Below are 20,529 nucleotides of genomic sequence, written 5' to 3'. Positions count from 1 at the left end.
TATACTCATGAAAGTACACCTCCCAATTATCTGGTTCAGTATACGCATACGCATCTGTAACGAACTGGGTATGTACCACGATTTAGACTGGCCATCCACCTATTTTTACAACCCAAATGGGAAGATGCCTGTACGGGTACGAGCTGATAAGCCCCATTATGGAGGAGTTGACATTTTATCAATTGAGTAGTAAAGTGATATCAAGGTTAGCGAAGGAGATGAAAACGAAATGCGTAATAATACGATAGGATCACTAATTTGGTTACGTCTAATGCGTTTTACGAACCAGAGCAACCAAATGTCGAATGAATTTTTGAAACGATTTGATTTAACGACGGCTCAGTTTGATGTATTGATGCAAATCCGTACGTATCAGCCGTTGACGCAAATGGAGTTAGCGGAGAAAGTCATCGTCACACAAGGCGGTATTTCGCGTATGCTCGCTCGTCTTGAGAAAGAGGGCTACATTGTCCGCAAACAAGACTGGAAGACCAAAACGATTAGCCTAACTGAAAAAGCTGAAGCCATTTTAGAACATGTAATGCCTGAACAGCTTGCATTCCAAACGTCCTTCTTTGACGATGTATTAAGCGAAGAAGAACAGAAAACACTATATGCATTAATGACACGCGTTCATAAACATAGCGAAAAAAAAGAAATCCCTCCCGAGTAGAACGAATAGAACGGTTTTTTCACACCATCACTTGACTAGTCAAGTTAATATGAGGAGGAACTATTATGTATACGATTCCTGGACATCATCATGTATCGATGCTAACGAAAACGGCAACTGTAAATAATCATTTTTATCAACATGTACTTGGCTTACGCCGCGTGAAAAAGACGGTCAACCAAGATAATCCGACGATGTATCACCTCTTCTATGGCGACTTAACGGGTAGCGCTGGGACAGAGCTTTCGTTCTTCGAAATGCCGATTGTAGGCAGAACGGTTCGCGGCACAAATGCAATTACCCAAATTGGGCTGCTTGTTTCGTCCTATGAAAGCTTGGTTTATTGGAAAGCACGTTTGGATCAATTCAATGTCGAGAACAGCGGCATTACCACATATGCCGGCCGAGATACGATTCACTTCGAAGATCCAGACGGCTTGAGATTGATATTGCTAAATCATAATGGCGAAGAAATTCCTGAATTCTGGTCCGCATGGGGAGACTCTCCTGTTGAGGAACAGCATCGCGTCCTAGGGCTTGGTAGCGTTGAAATAACCGTGCGTTACTTGGACCGTTTGGCAAATTTGTTGAAAGACACGTTTGGATACGCTGAGGTTTCTCGCTCAGAGAATGAAGCAATTTATCAATCTGTAGCTGGCAAAGCCTACGGTGAAATTGTCATCAAGCGATTAGAAGGCCCTAATGAGCGGAACGGCAAAGGTAGCGTTCACCATTTAGCGATTCGCGTAAACAACGACGAGGAGCTGCGCTATTGGGACGAGGCTGTGAAGAAACGCGGATTCGAATCCACAGGAATCGTCGATCGTTTCTACTTCAAAAGCTTATATTTCCGTGAATCGAACGGCATTTTATTTGAAATCGCAACGGATGGACCTGGATTCACAGCGGATTCATCGGTTGAGGATCTCGGTAAACCGTTAGATTTGCCGCCTTTCCTAGAAGAAAGACGTGCTGAAATTGAAGCAAAACTAACACCAATTGACTGATTATAGATAATTAATTTTTTAATAAAAGGGAGAGAATTCACCATGAAACAACAATATCGTATTGATCAAACAAAAGGCGTTGAAATCGGACTTTATTCCATCGGTGAGCATTTGGCTAACCCACATACAGGTGAAAAAATTAGTAACCAACAGCGTATTCGCGAGCTAATCGAAGCAAGTAAACTAGCGGATGAAGCAGGACTTGACGTATTTGCTGTCGGAGAGAGCCATCAAGAACATTTTACAACACAGGCCCATACCGTCATTCTAGGTGCTATCGCGCAAGCAACGAAAAACATTAAAATCGCCAGCTCGGCAACTGTATTGAGCACATCCGATCCGGTTCGTGTGTACGAGGACTTTGCTACCCTTGACCTTATCTCGAATGGTCGTGCTGAAATCGTAGCTGGACGCGGTTCCCGTGTCGGAGCTTACAGCTTGCTTGGATTCGACGTACGTGATTATGAAGAATTGTTTGAGGAAAAAATGGACCTTCTGATGAAGCTGAACAATGAAGATACGGTGACATGGAAAGGGGAATTCCGAGCACCGTTGAATAATGCATCCATCCTGCCACAGCCTCTTCATGGACATTTGCCAATTTGGCGTGCTGTAGGCGGCCCGCCTGCCAGCGCAATCAAGGCTGGAACTGCAGGTGTGCCGATGATGCTGACGACGCTTGGCGGTCCAGCCATCAACTTTAAGCATTCCGTTGACGCATATCGTGATGCAGCGAAGCAAAGCGGCTTCAACCCAGCAACACTGCCAGTTGCAACAACAGGTCTGTTGTATACAGCAAAAGATTCTCAGGATGCGCTTCGTGAGTACTACCCTCATATCAATGCGGGTATGCTAGCTTTGAAAGGCGGCGGTTATCCGAAGCAGCAATTTGCTCAAGCAGTAGACCATCGTGATGCATTAATGATCGGCAGCCCGCAGCAAATTATTGAGAAAATGCTTTACCAACATGAGCTGTATGGTAACCAACGCTTCTTGGCGGAAATTGATTTTGGTGGCGTACCATTTGATAAGATTGCAAAAAATATCGAGCTGCTTGCAACAGAGATCGTACCTGCAGTGAAGAAGCATACAGCTAAGAAATAAAGATGAGTAATACGTGATTCCCAGGACTCGACCCGATTCTACACTAACGATTCAAGTGGTGCAGAAGGGACGAGTCCTTTTTGTATCTCTCCTATTACGTAGTCCAATTGCCTCATCGAATCATCGCCACTATTTGATTTTCCTAGATCATTCGTTGTATTTTATTAGTATGGACATGAAAATAATTCCATCAAATCGCGAGTAGAATTGGAGGAAGAAATGGAACAGGAAGAAAAGCAAGAAAAGGAACAACTAATCGATCAAGATCAAAATCAGAATCAAGCCCAAGAGCAGACACATACATCCGAAATCACAACCGATCTAAAACGATCCGTCCTGCCGACAAGGGTAAAAAAGAAAAAACGGAACTATTACCGGATATCGATATATATACTCATCGCTCTCCTTGTCCTGGGCGGTGTAGGCTTTGCTTTTAAAAAGCAAATTGGACTCTTTCTATTTGATACAATCGCAGCCGATGATATTAAAGACACCCTAGATAAATCATATGAAGCTATAGGTAACGAACCTGCCAAAACAGGACCTGAAGTACATACCGATCCATTTTCCGTGCTGCTGCTGGGGGTAGATGCACGTGGCGATGAACGCGGCCTCTCTGATTCAATCATTTATTCCGTTGTCCGACCAAAAGATAATAAAGTTTTGCTAATATCTATCCCAAGGGACTCTTATGTCGACATTATTGGAATGGATACTATCGGAATGAACGATCTGAAAACGAAAATTAACGCAGCCCATTCTTATGGTGGTCCCAAGATGAGTGTTGATACTGTCGAGAACTTGCTGCAGAACAAAGTTAACTATTACGCATCGGTTCGATTCAACGGATTGAAGGATTTTGTAGATGCCTTAGGTGGCGTTAAATTGCCAATAACGGAGGTTATCGAAAACAAGAATCCCGTTCATATGAAGCTCCGAATCGAGCCAAATAAGCCGATCTACAATGGTGAAGACGCGCTTAATTACGTTCGATACCGTGAAGATTCTGATATGAATCGGACGATGAGACAGCGCATTTTCCTCAACACGGTTATGGATGAGATGCTGACACTTACGAACATAACAAAAATACCGGAGTTCATCGATATTGCAGGTGCGAACTTTACGACCAATATGAGCTCTGATTTTATTGTATCCTTGGCAAAAGAATTCTTTTTGAAAGACACCCTACCGCCAATCAGTAACTATATGATGAAAGGAACAGGCGTCCGTCGTGACTCTTGGTATTATGAACTGATTCCAGAAGATATCGAGTATACAAAGCAATTGATCACGAACTGGATGGACCCGAATACTTCTGTGGAGCAATTAATCGATCCAGAGTTGAAAAAGGAAGAGTAGTTGGCTAGTTTATCATAATCGAGTAGCGCAATTGAACAAAAAAATAAGTGCGTATTCCTATGTTTCAAATGGTTCTAGCCGTAGTTTTCATTTATGCTTCCCATCTTTTTAGAATCTCGTAGTTAATTGATAAACACTTGATATTAGAGGAACTTGGAAATTAAAACATGAGACCGCTATAGAAAAAAGTCCATAGAGCAGTCATTTGACTGCTCTATGGACTTTATCTGTTTGGTATTAGTAAAACGTTATCCTAGTGTAACTCTTCCTCAGGAATCGGTGTCGGTTCTGGTTGCGGCTGCGGCTGTTCTGTACCCTCATTACCTGCTCCAGTTTCATAACCGTTTACTTCAAAGTTATAAATGCTATCGAACTTAATATACTCTTTACGCTTTTTAAATGGACCACGGTTATTGTCGTGCTTGTCAAATGCGAATGTCAATTTGCCTTTGCCTTCTGCACGCGCATCATACCATGTCAAAAATGCATTTACCTCTGTCATCGACAAGTCGTACTCTTTCTCCGTACCGTTATCCAATGTCAAAGTTAGGATTGCTCGATCCCCCATATCTTTACCTTGGTTCGGATCCGGATCTGGTGTTGGTTCTGGCTTCGGTTCTGGTTCTACAACACCAGCCTTAGGAGTAGCTATCGCTTCATTAGAGTTCGTACTTTCTCCTGCTTGACCCACTGCAGTAACGACATAATAATATGTTGTACCATTCGTCAAACCTTTGTCAATGTAGCTTGTCTTTGTTCCATCTACTGACGCTACCGTCGTGTAAGCACCACCTGCTGTTGTTGCACGCTTCACGTTATACTTCGTTGCACCTTTTACACTGTCCCAGTTCAATGTTACTTGTGCGTCTCCTGCTGTCGCAGTCAGGTTCATAGGTGCTTCTGTCGGTGGCAACTCACTCTTACCAAAGACGTTCCACTCTCTAACCCACATTCCTCTGATCATGACGGTATGAACATTTTTTACTGGAGACGGTAGGGTTTCAACTTTATCATTTAAGCTTACTTTATGTGTGTACAACAAGTTATCATTATTGTCATAGAATTCCATAACCATACCAGCGCTTCCGTTAAAGATCACTGATGAGATTTCTTTTGGAGAGTTAAAGTTATACCAACCCATACCTCCACCAAGATTGCCTTCAGACCCTATATTATTATCTGTAAATTTCTTATTTGTGGATTTGACCTCACCGTATTTCGTTCCTACTTTTATCGGAAGCATATCTAGCAATCCACCTGTATACTTCGTCGCAGTCGGTTTTATTGGCGCTTCTGGAGATTCAGTTCTGCCTGCTTCATTTTTTGCTACTACAACATAATAGTACATTGTATCATTGTTAACCGTGGTATCTATAAATGTTAAGCCCTTTACATCCGAGGCAACGAGTGTTGAGTAAGGGCCTCCAGAAGATGTACCACGTCTCACATCATACGATTTTGCACCAACATGAGTCCAATCCAAACTTACAGCCTTATCACCTGCTTGAATCCAATCAATTCTTGTCGCAGATGGTGCTGTTGATGGCTTGCCAAATACATTCCATTCCACTACATATGGTCCACTTCCCCTTAGTACGACCATCGATACATCTTTAACAGGTGTCTCTAATGACTGAACCCCAGTCTGACTGTTTATCTTCGTGTACGAAGATAGTAGATTTTGACTTGCATCATAGAATTCTACCGTTTGATTACTACTTCCATTTATGATTACTGCGGAAATCTCTTGAGGTGTCTCAAAGGTGTGCCACACTGCACCATTCCCTTTATTCTCTTCAGAAGACTCATCATTATCGGTCATTTTTTTACTCTTTCGTTGTGGCTCTCCTACATTCGAACCTATACTTAACGTTATTCCATCAAGTAAACCACCTGTATACTTCGTTGCAGTAGGCTTAATAAACCTTTCTGGAGAACTTGTTCCACCTGCTTCATTTTTCGCTACTACAATATAATAATATGTAGTACCATTACTAACCGTGTTATCTGTATATGTTGTGCCTGTTACATCAGATGCTATGATTGTTGAGTAAGGGCCTCCTGAGGATGTACTACGTTTTACATCATACGATTTTGCCCCAACATGAGTCCAATCCAAGCTCACGACTTTATCACCTGCTTGAATCCAATCAATTCTTGTCGCAGATGGTGCTGTTGATGGCTTGCCAAATACATTCCATTCCACTACATATGGTCCACTTCCCCTTAGTACGACCATCGATACATCTTTAACAGGTGTCTCTAATGACTGAACCCCAGTCTGACTGTTTATCTTCGTGTACGAAGATAGTAGATTTTGACTTGCATCATAGAATTCTACCGTTTGATTACTACTTCCATTTATGATTACTGCAGAAATTTCTTGAGGTGTTGCGAAACTATGCCACACTACACCATTTCCTTTATTCTCTTCTGTGGATTCATTATTGTCTGTCATCTTTGTAGAGGTTTTACCTAGAGTTCCTACCGCAGAACCTACATTTAATTGAACTCCATCTAGCAATCCTCCCGTATACTTGCTTTGCGCAGATACAGGAGCAACACTTAACAATGTCATTACCATAACCATTGTTAAGAATGATACAACCGACTTCTTCATAACAATTCCTCCATTATTAATTTATAATATATTCATATATTCATATATTTGTAACAGTATGATACTATATCACACCTGCACCTATGAAACAATATATAAAGTTACATATCTGCACTGAAAGTTCATTATTTTTGCAGTGTAGGATAAAGCTTTCCTACGCATAAGAAAAAGACACATAAGTTTTATGTGTCTTTAAAGCCTTATTTAAGCCTCCTCGATAAGTTCAAGCAATAATAGATGCAGAAGTAGACGCTTTTTTTCTCCATCAAGGTTAAACGAAACCACCATTCCGCTGCTTAAGAAATACCTCAAACTGTTCAATATCTTCAAAACGGTTTATACTTACTCCCTTCGCTCGAAGATGATCCTCTAACCTAACGCTTAAACGTTCTGCAGCCTCCCGTAATGGAGATAAATCATGCGAATGTAGAAGATCCACTAGATCTGGGAATCCCGCCTGCTTATAAAAATCCTGATAGCTCAAATCGATCACATAGTCGCTCGGCCACTGTCCGGTTTCGGCGTGAAATAGGAAGGCAGCAACCAAATCCTGTACATGGTTAGCAGCGAAAAAGGCTAAATCGTAATCGTTCATTTCACAGGCTGTAATGATCTTATCCATTAGCCCCTTAACCTCTTCGTAAAAACCTTTCAATCTATCAGGATAGGATGGTGAACCATAGTACTTTTCTCGTTCTGCCACAATCAAGGCAAGCGTATCTGCTGTAAGTTGATCACAAGCTTCAACGATTTCAGCATGTACGTTGCTGTGCATAATCGTTTCCATATATGCTGCCAAACGAGCTGGTTGTATCGGTAACTGCAAAATTTGATCTTTGTTCTTGCCAAAGCCCTTCGTATAATACTTTCCATTTAAGAGGGCAAAGCTTTGTAATATCTTCGTTAACACGCCATACGCTTCTGTGCGATAGAAGGTTATCGTTTCGGAATCACTAGCACGGTTCAGTTTGTACAAATGGGTGTAAACATTGCGAATCTCCGACTCCGCTTTCTCTACCAGCCTTTGTTTATTTTCTGAACTTTGCATGGAAGAAATCATGTCGCGCAGTTTCATAAATCTCTCACGATCTTCATCGGAGCGAGCGTACAACAACTTGCAATCCGCGATAATAGACGTTTGTGATTCCTCGAAGGAGGCCATTCTCTCCGCTCTTTCCCAACTGATCGGCCAAAAATCAAAGCTTATACCATCTATAATAAATTGAACGCTTGCCTCGTAACCTTTCGAGGAAGCAGGAATGAAAAAGAAGTCCAAGTCAGAGCGCTTTGTCGCAGTGCCTTGCGCATATGAACCATAATAGGCAATAATCGCAATGTCTTGAGCGTACACCTTTTCAACTTGATCTACGAGAGTCTTTGCCACTTCAAAAACGTTCAACAATGTCGTTCCCCCTAGATGTAATCGTTAGTCTTCACCGTAATAAAAAATGGCTACCATACGGGACGGTAGCCATTCTATTCAATTCCTATTTATTCAAATTCAACTTCTCATACTCACTCTTCGTTAAACCATATACAAACTCGTCAACGTGCTGCCCTTTGGTATAAATCATATTCCGAAGCCTGCCCTCTTGCACGAACCCAAGACGTTCCTGCAAAGCAATAGAACTTTCATTGAAGGCATAAACATGCGCATTTACCTTTTGATAACGCAGCTCTTCAAAATAATAGCGCAGCAGAATCATGACTGCTTCCGAAGCATAGCCTTTGCGCCAATGCTCTCGAAATACGGCTACCCCATACTTAAAGGTTCCGTGGCGCGGATCACAGCTATGCGTGCTAATACTGCCAACGAGTTCCCCATCCAGCGTTTCGATAGCGAGCATCATATTATCCCCGTTCGGACCTTGAGACGCTTGATGCTCCGCCCAAGACTTCGTACCTTCTTCAGACCTTGGAAAATAGATGACATCGCTCAGTCTAGCACTTTCAGAATCAAAATCATTGTTGTGGAACTTCTCCCAATCTGTAGGAAGAACGGAACGCAATCTAACTTTGTTACCTGACCATATATTGTGATTCATATAGATCCTCCAAATGTTTGTTATATGCTCTTATCCCTCTGCAAAAACTGCTGGTGGGGATCTTGCACGAGAATCTATATTCCTAATTGCGACTACATATTTCTCATTCCTTTCTTTTCACCATATTATACCATGAAATATGAATGACTCTACATATAAAAAAGACTCACACAAGATCGTGTGAGCCTTCTATATGAAACGATAGTTTTGCTTTTCCTGTTAAACTACACCTATGCCTACGCCTTCACCTTAACCGCAAATGCCTCGTACGGCTTCAGTGTTAGCTGTTTCACATCTAGCTCATTACGATTATAGTTGCTCATAATGATCTCAGAAACCTCCTTATCAACCGTGAATGCATGTTCCTGCTCAGACATATTTGCAGCTACGAGCCATTTTTCGCCTTCGTACAAGCGGTAGTAAGCAAATACATCTTCATGCGTGCTCTCGATCAGTTCGAAGTCACCCCATACAACGATTGGATTCTCTTGGCGAATCTGAATCAAGCGTTGGTACGTGTAGAAAATAGAATTTGGGTTATCAAGACTCTGCTGCACATTGATCGTCTTGTGATTTTTGTTCACATGCAGCCAAGGCGTACCTGTCGTAAAGCCTCCATTTGCACTATCATCCCATTGCATAGGCGTACGCGCATTATCACGTCCTTTTGCGTTGATGGATGTGATAATATCCTCAACTGGATATCCTTTAGCCAAACGATCATGATACATATTTACCGCTTCAATATCTTCTACTTCATCAATGCTTGAAACTGGGCAGTTCGTCATACCGATCTCTTCACCTTGATAAATGTAAGGCGTACCTTTCATCATGTGCAGAAGAATCGCGAACATTTTCGCACTTTGCTCATGGTACTCTTTATCGTTACCCCATCTGGACACGATACGCGGCAGGTCATGGTTGTTCCAGAACAAGCTGTTCCATCCTTCGTTACCCAACGAAACTTGCCACTTCACAAGTACGTCCTTCAACTCCGCAATACTCAAAGGCTTAAGATCCCATTTGTCCTTGCCTTCCTGCTGATCAAGACCGATATGTTCAAATTGGAACACCATCGACAGCTCATTGCGTGCCGGATCGGAATACAGCTTTGCGATTTCTGGAGTCGCGCCCCATGTTTCGCCTACCGTCATAACATCATACTTGCCGAATGTTTGTTGGTTCATTTCCTGCAAATACTCATGAAGCTTCGGACCGTTTCCTGTAATCTCCTGATCCGGAATCTTTCCAATGAGATCGATAACGTCCATACGGAAGCCGCCCACACCTTTATCGAGCCAGAAGTTCATCATATCGTTTACTTCTTTGCGAACTTTTGGATTCTCCCAGTTCAAGTCTGGCTGGCGCTTGCTGAATAGATGCAAGAAATACTGGCCGCTTGCTTCGTCCAACTCCCAAGCAGAACCGCTAAAGATCGAACCTAGACCATTCGGAACATCCCCGTTCACAGGATCACGCCAAATGTAGTAGTCACGGTACTCATTGTCTTTGCCCTTCTTTGCTTCAATAAACCATTTGTGCTCATCGGATGTATGGTTCACGACTAGGTCCATAATGATGCGAATGCCTGCCGCGTTCGCCTTTGCAAGCATTTCGTCCATATCCGCCATGGTACCGAACTCATCCATAATGTCTTGGTAATCGCTAATGTCATAGCCGTTGTCGTCGTTCGGGGACTTATAAACGGGTGACAACCAGATTGCCGTAATCCCTAGCAGCTTCAAATAATCGATTCGATTAATGATACCTCTTAGATCGCCAATTCCGTCTCCATCACTATCTTGGAAGCTGCGTGGGTAAATTTGATAAATAACTGCTGTCTGCCACCATTTCACTTCTTTTTCTTTTGTAACTGTGTTTGTGATTGTTTCTGTCATTAGATTCCTATCCTTTCGGCTTGGATTTCAAAGTTATATGTGTAACGTAAACGTTTACGTAATACTCAAAAAGGATTCCGCCTTCCTCATATGTTCAAAAAGCGGATTTTTTAGAAAAAACGGCCTCATCCCTGCGTGCTCAGACGAGGCATTTTTAGACAACGTATTTTAAGATAACTTTTTAACAGACTTTCGTACAACTAGCTCATGCGGAATCACTTTGGATTCAATCTTGCATTTATTTTGAATAGCGGCTATTACTTCTAGGCAGCCTTCTCTTCCCATCTCGTATAACGGCTGTGCCACCGTTGTCAGAGGAGGAATCGACATATGGGAAACCTTCGAATTATCGTAGCCAACTACAGAAATATCGTTTGGTACGTTGATCTCATTTTCATAACAAGCTGACATAATACCTAATGCCACTTCATCACTGGCGCAAAAAACAGCCGTAATCGCTGCATCATCTTCAATAAATGCCTGCATCGCAGTCTTACCGGATTCGAAGTTAAAGCCGCCAGGTTTAATTAGATTCAAGTCTACTTTTATGCCCTGGTCCAACAGCGCTTGTGTATAGCCGTGAATCCTTGGGGACCCTGCAATAGGATCGTCTGGATTGGCTCCTGCCATACCAATGGTACGATGGTTGTTATCAATTAGGTACTTCACTGCAGTATATGCAGCACGATAGTCATCGACCTTAATATAGGGTGTATCTTCTCGATCCGTTTTTGTAGAAAGTAAAATAAATGGAATACCGAGCGAAGATAAAGATTCTATCGCTGCTCCATGCAATTCAACAGACACGATAATGAGCCCATCTACTCGGCGTTCGCCCATTAGATTCATACTCTCATGAATGCGGGAACCATGACTGCCAGCATGCGTTAAAATAACGCTGTATCCATGTTCATAGGACGTATCTTCAATCCCTTTAATGATGTCGCCGTAAAAAGCTGTCGTGACATCAGGCATAATTACACCTATCGTGTTCGTTGACTTCTGCACCAAGCTGCGGGCATTTTCGTTCTTACGATATCCCAGCGCTTTGGCGACAGCCATTACTTTCTTCTCGGTTTCTTCATTGTATCCACCAAGATTGTTAATGACTCTTGAAACAGTCGCGGTTGAGACACCAGCAACCCTTGCTATATCTTTAATTGTGGCTGCCATGCCATCAAACCACCCTTCATTAGGTAAACGTTTACTTCTCAACAAAAGCTAATATAATGAACATATTATCGATACTAGTTAAACGTTTACGTAATTAATTTTAGTATTCTATATTTATTCTGTCAATCCTTATAAAGGACTCGCTTTCTCACAAAAAAAGTCGAGAGACACTGTAGTGTATCACCGACTTTCTAATCCCTACTGTTTACTTTTAAATACCATTCCCAACTACAGTGAATACTATCATAGATCAAGTCTAGATCACATTTTCGTATACTCTCTTTATTTTTTCATCAAGCAGATCCAAATGTACAATCCGCGCTTCACGGACATATTCTTTCCCCTCAACAAACAGCAGCAGAACAGGCACCGTGAAAACAGAGAAACTGCCAGCAATCTCTGTTACTTCTTGTGCGTTCACCGTTCCCAGACGGATCTCAGGATAATGGATCATTAATCTCTGAATCTGCGGGTACAAGGCATGACAGACACTGCAATCTGTACTAGAAATATAGAGAAACGCTAATGGATGCCGTTGAATAAAGGCATTCACTTCCTCCAAACTCGTTAACGATTCCATTTCTCTCATAAGGTCCTCCGTCATGTAAGTTCACCAATCTGATCGTTCTTGTTCCAATTGTAACAGATGCGTCTTCATCTCCAACCCACCTCTATAACCTGTAAGGGAACCATTTTTCCCAATAACTCGATGGCATGGCACTGTGATTAACAAAGGATTGGCACCAATAGCAGCTCCAACAGCACGCACTGCCTTCGGCTTTTTGATATGATCTGCAATATGAGAATACGTCCGAGATTGCCCATAAGGAACCTCGCATAGTGCTTCCCATACAGCAAGCTGAAATGGTGTGCCTTGAAGATCAAAAGGCATAGTAAAACGATCGCGAGTGCCTCGGAGATACTCGATTAGTTCAGTCGTATATAATTGCAGGCTTTCATCATCACGCTCTAACATACTGCCTGGAAATCGAGCCTGCACCCACGTAGATAGCTCCTCAAACGGTTGAGCGTGTGAACCTACATAACACAACCCATTCGACGTAGCTGCCACATACATATGCCATCCCGCTTCATTCAACAATGTCCAATAAACCGTCCGTTTCGTTTGCGCCTTCACATTCGTGCACCTCCCTCGTCTGTTTGATTCTATTTATTTGGCGATAGTCTGCTGGTGTATATCCTGTTTTTGCTTTGAACATCGTTATAAAATAGGAGGTATTAGAAATTCCTACTTTCATGGCGATTTCAGAAATGGCTTTATCCGTATTGTTCAAGTAGTGCATGGCTTTGGCGACCCGCGTCTGTTGAATATATTCAACGGGCGCTATCCCTCTCACTCGCTTAAATACGCGTTGTAAATGATAAGGACTGCCATGGCACATATCGGCCAGTTTCTCTAACGTTAATGTTTCACTATAATGGAGCTCAATGCACTCCACAATCTGATCGACCCACTCCTGATCAGGCAGCCGCTGTCCTGTCGGTTTACACCTTTTACAAGGACGGAAATGTTCAGAAAGAGCCTGTTCTGCATTTGGAAATACACGCACATTATCCTTGTTAGGAATTCTGGATTTACAAGATGGCCTGCAAAAAATCCCCGTCGTCTTCACAGCATAGAAAAACGTACCGTCATAGGATGCATCGTTGCTTATGATGGCCAGCCATTTCTCATCTGCAATAGGTTCCTGCTCGTTTCTATTCATCATGTTCGCTCATCTCCACCTCTAGTATATCTCCGACAACAAGCTTCTGTACGCATTTCAAAATAGGACCGCAAGATATCGAAACTGTCGATTATGATTTTATGATACAACTACAGGAGCAGTGATCTTGAATCCATTGGAGGTTCTGTATGACAAATCGTTGGGAAAATAAGAAGCAAGTGATTACACTGCCTATACCGAAGGAATTTAGCTACTCAGAAAATATGAAATACCTCTCCAATGCCCCAAATGAATGCTTGATCCGGATTAAAGAAGGACTGGTTTACAAGGCGATATCGATTGAACAAGAAACGCTTATTGTCGAAGTCAGCGAGAATCAAGAGCACAAGCACGGCATGTCTGTGCGGTTATTAGGAAATGACGCGGCACCCTTACATGAATCGGTACAGGATGCAGCTGTGCATTATGTCCGCGACTGGTTCGACTTAGACACAGATTTGCTGCCGTTTTATCATCTAGCTAAGACAGATGTATTGCTAGAAAGAGCGGTGCAATCCTTTTACGGGCTTCGGAATATGGGCATTCCTGATTTATTTGAAGCGCTATGCTGGGGCATTATTGGTCAGCAAATTAACCTTGCCTTTGCCTATACGCTAAAAAAGCGCTTTGTCAAAGCATTTGGTCGGTATGTGGAGCATGACGGCGAGCAATATTGGCTCTTTCCTACTCCTGTCGATATCGCGTCTTTGCAACTAGAAGACATCACGAAGCTGCAAATGAGTACGAAGAAAAGTGAGTATTTAATTGGCGTTGCTCAGCTTATGGTAGAAGGAAAACTGTCTAAACAACATCTATTGGACATTGGCGATCATAAAAAAATAGAAAAGACGCTTGTCCAAATTCGCGGCATTGGACCATGGACCGCTAATTATGTGCTCATGCGCTGCTTACGTATCCCTTCCGCCTTTCCGATTGATGATGTAGGACTCCATAACGCTATCAAATATGTGACCGGTGCTGAAACAAAACCGACGAAAGCAGAGATTGTACAGCTAGCTGCGGGGTGGAAAAACTGGGAGTCCTACGCCACCTTCTATTTATGGAGATTCCTTTACTAATTGATTTCCTTACCGATTGGTTATCCAGCAGCAAAGAACCGGACCTCTTATTTCACAAGGGAGTCCGGTTTTCTACTTCCAACTACTCTTTCTTCGTCATCCACCCGCTTATCTACAGATGGGAGCCTCCGCTTGCATCAATTAGCTGCCCGGTTACCCAACGGCTGTCCGATGAAGTAAGAAAAGCAGCAATATCCGCGACATCATCAGGCTCTCCCCATCGATTGAAGGCAGAAAGGCCAGCAGCATATTTCTGCCCCTCCGAATGTTGCAGAGTTCCCGCATTCATCTCGGTATTAATAATGCCTGGCTGGATCGCGTTTACCGTAATATGACGGCTCCCCAACTCCTTGGCCAACGCGAGCGTAAAGATATCTATCGCGCCCTTGGACATGCTGTAAGTAAACACACCAGGGGAAGCAACTCGCGTAACAAAGGAAGAGATGTTAATGATTCGTCCTTCGTCCCTTAAACGGGGCAGAGCTAATTGAGTAACAAACAGCGGCGCTTTCACATTGATGTTCATCACCTCATCGAACGATTGCTCTGTCGCTTCCTCTAGCTTTAAAATTTGCCCAATGCCAGCGTTATTCACTAGAATATCAAAGCGATTATCACCTGTATGTTCCTGAAGCCCTTCATCCAACGCTGAAAATAAATCATGAATCCCATCGAGAGAACTTAGATCTGCTCCAATCGCGCACGCTCTCCCTCCAGCTTCCTTAATCTGATGGACAACGGCCTCTGCTTCATTTCGTCTTCGTCCATAATGTAAGGCCACAAATGCTCCTTCTTCTGCTAGACGTATCGCAATAGCGCGCCCGATTCCTCGGCTTGCACCCGTTACAAGAGCGACTTTCCCTTTCAACTTCCCCATATCCTCATCTCCTTGATTGAAAAGTTCCGAATTCATGTTTAGTTGTATCACAGGGGTCGATTTGAAATGTTGCGCTCTCATTCCGCATGTTTTGCCTCGGCAATCAACAAGTTCAATGAGATAAAACGAAAAAAACAGGCCAACGGATCATCCCGTCAGCCTGCATGTATGGTACGAGTTGCCCACATTACTAGCAGCTTACTCGCGATTTTTTCTAATTTCCTTCTGGATCGCACGAAGAGCTTTCCTCGATCCACGCTCGATATCATGCTGCATTTTTCTCGTCTTATAATCGACGAATAACGTCTCTAGGTCATACCCTTCTGGATATAACTCCTTCGCTGGTATCTCCAACGTTATTCGTCTCACATTTACTTTTAGGAACTCATTGTTGTAGAAAACGACCACATTAGAGTACTGATCTCTCTCCTCATAAATAAGCCCCACATCATCGTAATCCAATAGCTTCACACGGTCGCCTTTTGCAAATTCGATCTGCTTGCCTTCTTTCTCTACGGCAACTATTTTTGTCTTCCTTACTTTGCTTTCATGCACTCGTTCCATTTGGTATTCCTTATTCTCCATATATGCCTGCGCTCTTTGCAGCACCCGCTCGCGAATATCCATCTTGCGTGAAATCCACAAGGCGTTGCTCTCCCCTGACTTGCCTATAAGAAGCTTATACATCGGCTCCAACGTTTCGTGATTGAACTGCATCGCTGCATTCATAAAGTCAGTGTGCATTTCGGAATAGCGTTTTATTTCACCATAGTGAGTAGTCGCAACGGTAATACAGCCCATGTGGTAGAACTCCTCCAAGATGGAAATCGCGAGCGCCGCTCCTTCATTAGGTTCCGTCCCGCTGCCGATTTCATCAAAGATTAACAGCGTGTTGTTATTCGCCAATCTCATAATTTCCGAAAGGTTCTTCATATGAGAAGAGAATGTGCTTAATGCATTTTCAATACTTTGATTGTCCCCAATATCGATAAAAATGTTATCAAATACAGCAATCTCTGTGTCCTTATCCGCTTGGATATGGAAACCTGACATTGTCGCTAATGTTGTTAGGCCGATTGTTTTGAGGACGATTGTTTTCCCACCGGCATTCGGTCCTGTAATGATCAAACTGCGATATTGCTCTCCAATCTCAAAGTTCAATGGAACAACTTTTCCTGTTAGAAGAGGATGCTTGCAATTAACAAGCTTCACATATCCAATATCGTTCAACTTAGGCTCCACGCCGTCGATATGCCTGCTGTATTTCGCTTTTGCAAATACCATGTCATATTGGCTGATCAGGTCCATATTGATTTTAATTTCGTGCAGATTTTCCGTAACTAGGCCTGATAATGCTGCTAAAATTTGATACTCCTCGACGGCCTCTTCCGCTCTCAAACCTGATAGTTCGCCGCTTAACTTGGCAACACTATGCGGTTCTATAAATACGGTAGATCCTTTTGAAGAAACCTCGACGATCGTACCTGGGACATGGTTTTTATAAGACGCGATAATTGGAATCGTGTATCGATCATTTTTCTGGCTAATAAAAAATTCCTGAATGTACTTCTTATATTCGCTATTCTTAAGGAACTTTTGCAGACGGTCCTTAATCTTCTCCTCTGTTGCTTCTATACTATTGCGAATGCGCTTCAGTTCTTTGCTGGCAGCGGAATCAACCTTGCTTCCCTTAATCGAGTAATTAATCTCTTCTTCGATGCTTGGGAATTCTGTCATCGAGTTCGCATAAGAGGATAGCACTGGAGCATAGAACTCTTTAGTCAGCATAAACTGCTTAATCTTCCGGCATCCTCGCAAGAAATCCGAGATACTAACCAACTCGCTCGGTGTTAACAACAGACCTTTTTCAAGTTTTTCAATACTAAGTTCAATGTTGGTTACTCCCAAGAATGGGATGTGAGCGCCCGAATCTAAAAGGGCTCGTGCTTCTGTCGTTTCATTAAGACGCTTTTTAACGACCGTGATATTAGAATTGGGCTTCAATGCATCTAGCAATTGCTTGCCTAACCCACTCACACAGAAGGTTTTTACGTGTTCTTTCAGTTCGTTATATTGCAATTTTTCAAGTGTATGTTGATTCAATGTCGATTCTCCTCACGATGATTGGTTGTGATCATACAAGGAAGATACCTACGATTAGATTTCAATGAACGTAGGTAAAGAATGTGCCAGAACACAAAAAAGCTGCGGGGATACCCGCAGCTCTGCTTGTATTTATAAGGCATGTGCATCATGAATAGGCAGAAATAAACTATCCCACATGGATAGGTACTCCCCACATCATGCACGCATTATAAAGTGTCGTAGGTATCTTCATAGGTCGAAATAAATCCATGACAAAGTTAGGGGTGCTACATATAGACGAATCCCCTGACGCCATCGAATTTATTTCATTCAATTATCCTATTTAGAACCTACCGCACTCACAAAATGCACCTCTTTATAGTTATCAAAATGATTCATTGAAATCTAAAATTGCTGACATCATCTTACTATGAGGGTATTGAAAAGTAAAGTGCTGCTAAAAAAGATGGGCCATCGTGGATTTTTCATCCCAAGCGTTGCCTATTACACCATTGCCCATAAACTAATGTGAGCAATGAAATAAAACCTACTTACACAGCTAACTAGGAGGAGACAGATGAAGAACAAACCGAAACTGAAATCAGTTCAATCACGTTCTAATAAAGCGACATCTCGCAGCTATAAAAGTACAGGGTATGCAAGTCCCCCTATATCTTCAAAATCAAAAGCAAAGTCTAAATCTGCAAAAGGGTCCATTAGAACCGTTCCCGGCTCGCTGCTCTTTTACAATGGTATGAATGGTACAGGAGCAACCGCATTATTGGATGCCGCAGGAAAGTACACCTTCGTCAGCTTGCTCTCCGGGTTCTCAAGATGGACCCATATTGTCGGAGCACCTAGCGGTGGACTACTCTTCTACGATGCTACAACTGGTAATGGTGCAACTGCTACACTCGATTCCGCTGGCAAATATACCTTCGTAGGCGCTCTCACTGGATTCGGAAGCTGGACGCATATCGTATCCGCCAATGAAAATGGCCTCCTCTTCTACAATGCTAACACAGGCGCTGGGGCTACCGCCCTGCTTGATGCCAACGGTAATTACACCTTCGTCAGCTCGCTCTCCGGGTTCTCAAGATGGACCCATATCGTTGGAACTCCTAGTGGAGGACTCCTCTTTTATGACGCTACAACTGGCAATGGCGCAACCGCCAAGCTTGATGCTGCTGGCAAATACACCTTTGTAGGCCCACTTACCGGACTCAGTACTTGGACGCATATAACCTCAGCCAACAGGGATGGTCTTCTCTTCTACAATGCAAATACAGGTGCTGGGGCAACCGCACTGCTTGATGCTAACGGGAAGTACACCTTCGTCAGCTCACTCTCCGGATTCAGTAGTTGGACCCATATCGTTGGAACTCCTAATGGTGCCTTACTCTTCTACAATGCACCGATGGGAACTGGTGCAACCGCGCTGCTCAATGGTTCAGGCAATTACTCTTTCGTCAGCTCTCTTTCCGGGTTTAGTACGTGGACTCATATTGTAGGGGTATAAGTGTACAATAGAAAGCCCGTTAGCTTCTGCTAACGGGTTACTTCACTTGTTTATTCGTTTCTTCTCATTTTATAGCTCGTTCGTTATGTTAAAATGGTTGAGAATTTTCTGGAGGCTTCATTTAGAGGTCCCCCTCAAGAAATTTAATGAGATACCCTTCGGGCTGTTCCAAGAATGCAGCGAAGCTGCACAAATCTGCATATTCTCCATGCTCCACGTCATAACAGCCTATTAGACCTTTTTTCTTCGGATTCCAAACCAGCTGCAGACTGCCGTAATTATCGATATCAGCGGATAGACGCAGCAGTTTTTGACGACCAACTTTCAACTCAATCGTGTCAGTCAACGTGAAAAAGTCGATATATTTGATTTCATATTCATTTTGATCTAGCTCAAGGCGCAGCTTGTCCCCCGTAAGAAAGCGAACCAATTCGTTGGGCAGCTTATAAGCTTTCAGCGCATACTTTTTGTTCTCTAGTTCATGCAGCTCTGCTGGCTCCAGCGACTTTAAATATTCAGCCAAGGCCGTATTTTTATTGCTGACCGCGATGGTGTATGGGCGCTCGCCATCTTTTTCCGCTAAAGTAACATTTGCCCCGCGTTCAATCAAATATTTTGCCATCGCTATATTGCCGATGCGCACTGCAACCGTTAATGGGGTCGCTCGATAAGGATAGACCATATTCGGTTCATTATAATTAATGTCCACCCCATGATCGAGCAAATACGATACGGTCTTTAGGTCATGATCAGACACAGCTTGGCGCAATACAGAGCCACCATGCTTCTTAATATCCAATCCAAGCTCCTGAATGAGCGGAATATTTTTCTTTTTTCCATAGTAGGCCTGTGAGTAAGCGCCTGACCCAACCTGATTGAGCATATCCAGCTTGGCACCTTGCTCTACAACATAACGAATGATATCTTGGCTGCAATAGCGAACTGCTCGTAAAAAGGCTGGATTTAAATCGACACTTAAGTTGACACCGTGCTCAACCAACAGCTTTACAACGTTCAGTCTTTCCGATATTAGCGCCAAATCCAATGGACTTAGCGTAGTATACTCGCTAAGTTCGATACCTTCTTCGATATCCCAACCTGCTGAAATAGCAGCCTGCAATTCCGGAATATTGCCTTTGCAGATGTGCTCAGCCATTTCTGGCAGCTCCTCGAACGTCCCGATATCTTTCAGCTTAATCATCCAATACCCACTCCTGCTCTATGAAGTATTAGGAAAAGTATAGAAAACTGCGTATCAAAAAGCACGAGGCTTAGGGCCTACAAGGTGAACAAGCTGTCCAACATCCTTACAGCCAGCTCTAGACTCGGTTTACCGTTTCATTCCATTTTCCAAAAGGTT

Annotated in this window: 17 protein-coding genes; 6 read left to right on the top strand and 11 right to left on the bottom strand. The window is 43.0% G+C overall.

From position 1 onward, the window contains the following. The first annotated feature begins 229 nt into the window (after positions 1–229). The 4 genes from NQ117_RS12305 (at position 230) to NQ117_RS12290 (ending at position 4,146) form a co-directional block, all read left to right on the top strand. Positions 230–673 carry a MarR family winged helix-turn-helix transcriptional regulator gene (locus NQ117_RS12305; protein WP_258278335.1) on the top strand — a complete coding sequence of 148 codons (444 nt, stop codon included), beginning with the start codon at positions 230–232 and terminating at the stop codon, positions 671–673. 65 nt (positions 674–738) lie between these two features. Beyond that, positions 739–1,680 (top strand): ring-cleaving dioxygenase, encoded by a 942-nt coding sequence (locus tag NQ117_RS12300; RefSeq protein WP_258278334.1) that lies wholly within the window; start codon positions 739–741, stop codon positions 1,678–1,680. Positions 1,681–1,722: 42 nt separating this feature from the next. Beyond that, entirely contained in the window at positions 1,723–2,784 is a 1,062-nt protein-coding gene (locus NQ117_RS12295; protein WP_258278333.1) for an LLM class flavin-dependent oxidoreductase, read from the top strand. A gap of 219 nt (positions 2,785–3,003) precedes the next feature. Further along, the gene (locus NQ117_RS12290) at positions 3,004–4,146 is read left to right on the top strand and encodes an LCP family protein (RefSeq protein WP_258278332.1); all 1,143 of its coding nucleotides are present in this window, start codon (positions 3,004–3,006) and stop codon (positions 4,144–4,146) included. A gap of 253 nt (positions 4,147–4,399) precedes the next feature. Here NQ117_RS12290 and NQ117_RS12285 read toward each other — a convergent pair whose 3' ends face one another. The 8 genes from NQ117_RS12285 to NQ117_RS12250 all read right to left on the bottom strand — a co-directional run bounded on the left by NQ117_RS12285 (position 4,400) and on the right by NQ117_RS12250 (position 13,612). Further along, positions 4,400–6,766 (bottom strand): fibronectin type III domain-containing protein, encoded by a 2,367-nt coding sequence (locus tag NQ117_RS12285; RefSeq protein ID WP_258278331.1) that lies wholly within the window; start codon positions 6,764–6,766, stop codon positions 4,400–4,402. Between the two features lie 271 nt (positions 6,767–7,037). Beyond that, positions 7,038–8,168, bottom strand: a complete 1,131-nt coding sequence (locus NQ117_RS12280; RefSeq protein ID WP_258278330.1) for a nucleotidyltransferase domain-containing protein — start codon at positions 8,166–8,168, stop codon at positions 7,038–7,040. 85 nt (positions 8,169–8,253) lie between these two features. Beyond that, complete coding sequence (locus NQ117_RS12275) at positions 8,254–8,811, bottom strand: GNAT family N-acetyltransferase (RefSeq protein ID WP_258278329.1); 558 nt, start codon at positions 8,809–8,811, stop codon at positions 8,254–8,256. 236 nt (positions 8,812–9,047) lie between these two features. Next, the gene (locus NQ117_RS12270) at positions 9,048–10,709 is read right to left on the bottom strand and encodes a glycoside hydrolase family 13 protein (protein WP_258278328.1); all 1,662 of its coding nucleotides are present in this window, start codon (positions 10,707–10,709) and stop codon (positions 9,048–9,050) included. A gap of 168 nt (positions 10,710–10,877) precedes the next feature. Continuing rightward, the gene (locus tag NQ117_RS12265) at positions 10,878–11,882 is read right to left on the bottom strand and encodes a LacI family DNA-binding transcriptional regulator (protein ID WP_258278327.1); all 1,005 of its coding nucleotides are present in this window, start codon (positions 11,880–11,882) and stop codon (positions 10,878–10,880) included. Between the two features lie 256 nt (positions 11,883–12,138). Further along, positions 12,139–12,471 carry a thioredoxin family protein gene (locus NQ117_RS12260; protein WP_258278326.1) on the bottom strand — a complete coding sequence of 111 codons (333 nt, stop codon included), beginning with the start codon at positions 12,469–12,471 and terminating at the stop codon, positions 12,139–12,141. A 21-nt stretch (positions 12,472–12,492) separates the two neighbouring features. Beyond that, positions 12,493–13,020 (bottom strand): methylated-DNA--[protein]-cysteine S-methyltransferase, encoded by a 528-nt coding sequence (locus NQ117_RS12255; protein WP_309137872.1) that lies wholly within the window; start codon positions 13,018–13,020, stop codon positions 12,493–12,495. Beyond that, positions 12,974–13,612 carry a bifunctional transcriptional activator/DNA repair enzyme AdaA gene (locus NQ117_RS12250; protein ID WP_258278325.1) on the bottom strand — a complete coding sequence of 213 codons (639 nt, stop codon included), beginning with the start codon at positions 13,610–13,612 and terminating at the stop codon, positions 12,974–12,976. The genes NQ117_RS12255 and NQ117_RS12250 overlap by 47 nt, the downstream gene beginning before the upstream one ends. Before the next feature lie 146 nt (positions 13,613–13,758). Between NQ117_RS12250 and NQ117_RS12245 the strand changes: the two genes are divergently transcribed. Continuing rightward, positions 13,759–14,688 (top strand): DNA-3-methyladenine glycosylase family protein, encoded by a 930-nt coding sequence (locus NQ117_RS12245; RefSeq protein ID WP_258278324.1) that lies wholly within the window; start codon positions 13,759–13,761, stop codon positions 14,686–14,688. A gap of 112 nt (positions 14,689–14,800) precedes the next feature. On the opposite strand, the gene NQ117_RS12240 is transcribed toward NQ117_RS12245, so the two are convergent. Together NQ117_RS12240 and NQ117_RS12235 are read right to left on the bottom strand one after the other, a co-directional pair. Next, complete coding sequence (locus NQ117_RS12240) at positions 14,801–15,565, bottom strand: SDR family oxidoreductase (RefSeq protein WP_258278323.1); 765 nt, start codon at positions 15,563–15,565, stop codon at positions 14,801–14,803. Between the two features lie 198 nt (positions 15,566–15,763). Continuing rightward, complete coding sequence (locus tag NQ117_RS12235; protein WP_258278322.1) at positions 15,764–17,668, bottom strand: endonuclease MutS2; 1,905 nt, start codon at positions 17,666–17,668, stop codon at positions 15,764–15,766. Positions 17,669–18,227: 559 nt separating this feature from the next. Between NQ117_RS12235 and NQ117_RS12230 the strand changes: the two genes are divergently transcribed. Next, the gene (locus NQ117_RS12230) at positions 18,228–19,169 is read left to right on the top strand and encodes a hypothetical protein (protein WP_258278321.1); all 942 of its coding nucleotides are present in this window, start codon (positions 18,228–18,230) and stop codon (positions 19,167–19,169) included. Between the two features lie 121 nt (positions 19,170–19,290). Here the strand turns inward: NQ117_RS12230 and NQ117_RS12225 are convergent, their stop codons facing one another. Then, positions 19,291–20,370, bottom strand: a complete 1,080-nt coding sequence (locus NQ117_RS12225) for an ankyrin repeat domain-containing protein (RefSeq protein ID WP_258278320.1) — start codon at positions 20,368–20,370, stop codon at positions 19,291–19,293. Positions 20,371–20,529: the final 159 nt, after the last annotated feature.

Source organism: Paenibacillus sp. SC116 (assembly GCF_024733555.1).
GTDB lineage: Bacteria > Bacillota > Bacilli > Paenibacillales > Paenibacillaceae > Paenibacillus_B.
The sequence above is the reverse complement of the archived record's forward strand: the minus strand, read 5'-3'. Positions and strand labels throughout refer to the sequence as shown.

Coding starts and splice junctions, on each gene's coding strand:
- NQ117_RS12305 (WP_258278335.1), top strand. CDS start 230: ATGCGTAATAATACGATAGGATCACTAATTTGGTTACGTCTAATGCGT.
- NQ117_RS12300 (WP_258278334.1), top strand. CDS start 739: ATGTATACGATTCCTGGACATCATCATGTATCGATGCTAACGAAAACG.
- NQ117_RS12295 (WP_258278333.1), top strand. CDS start 1,723: ATGAAACAACAATATCGTATTGATCAAACAAAAGGCGTTGAAATCGGA.
- NQ117_RS12290 (WP_258278332.1), top strand. CDS start 3,004: ATGGAACAGGAAGAAAAGCAAGAAAAGGAACAACTAATCGATCAAGAT.
- NQ117_RS12285 (WP_258278331.1), bottom strand. CDS start 6,766: ATGAAGAAGTCGGTTGTATCATTCTTAACAATGGTTATGGTAATGACA.
- NQ117_RS12275 (WP_258278329.1), bottom strand. CDS start 8,811: ATGAATCACAATATATGGTCAGGTAACAAAGTTAGATTGCGTTCCGTT.
- NQ117_RS12270 (WP_258278328.1), bottom strand. CDS start 10,709: ATGACAGAAACAATCACAAACACAGTTACAAAAGAAAAAGAAGTGAAA.
- NQ117_RS12265 (WP_258278327.1), bottom strand. CDS start 11,882: ATGGCAGCCACAATTAAAGATATAGCAAGGGTTGCTGGTGTCTCAACC.
- NQ117_RS12260 (WP_258278326.1), bottom strand. CDS start 12,471: ATGAGAGAAATGGAATCGTTAACGAGTTTGGAGGAAGTGAATGCCTTT.
- NQ117_RS12250 (WP_258278325.1), bottom strand. CDS start 13,612: ATGATGAATAGAAACGAGCAGGAACCTATTGCAGATGAGAAATGGCTG.
- NQ117_RS12245 (WP_258278324.1), top strand. CDS start 13,759: ATGACAAATCGTTGGGAAAATAAGAAGCAAGTGATTACACTGCCTATA.
- NQ117_RS12240 (WP_258278323.1), bottom strand. CDS start 15,565: ATGGGGAAGTTGAAAGGGAAAGTCGCTCTTGTAACGGGTGCAAGCCGA.
- NQ117_RS12230 (WP_258278321.1), top strand. CDS start 18,228: ATGAAGAACAAACCGAAACTGAAATCAGTTCAATCACGTTCTAATAAA.
- NQ117_RS12225 (WP_258278320.1), bottom strand. CDS start 20,370: ATGATTAAGCTGAAAGATATCGGGACGTTCGAGGAGCTGCCAGAAATG.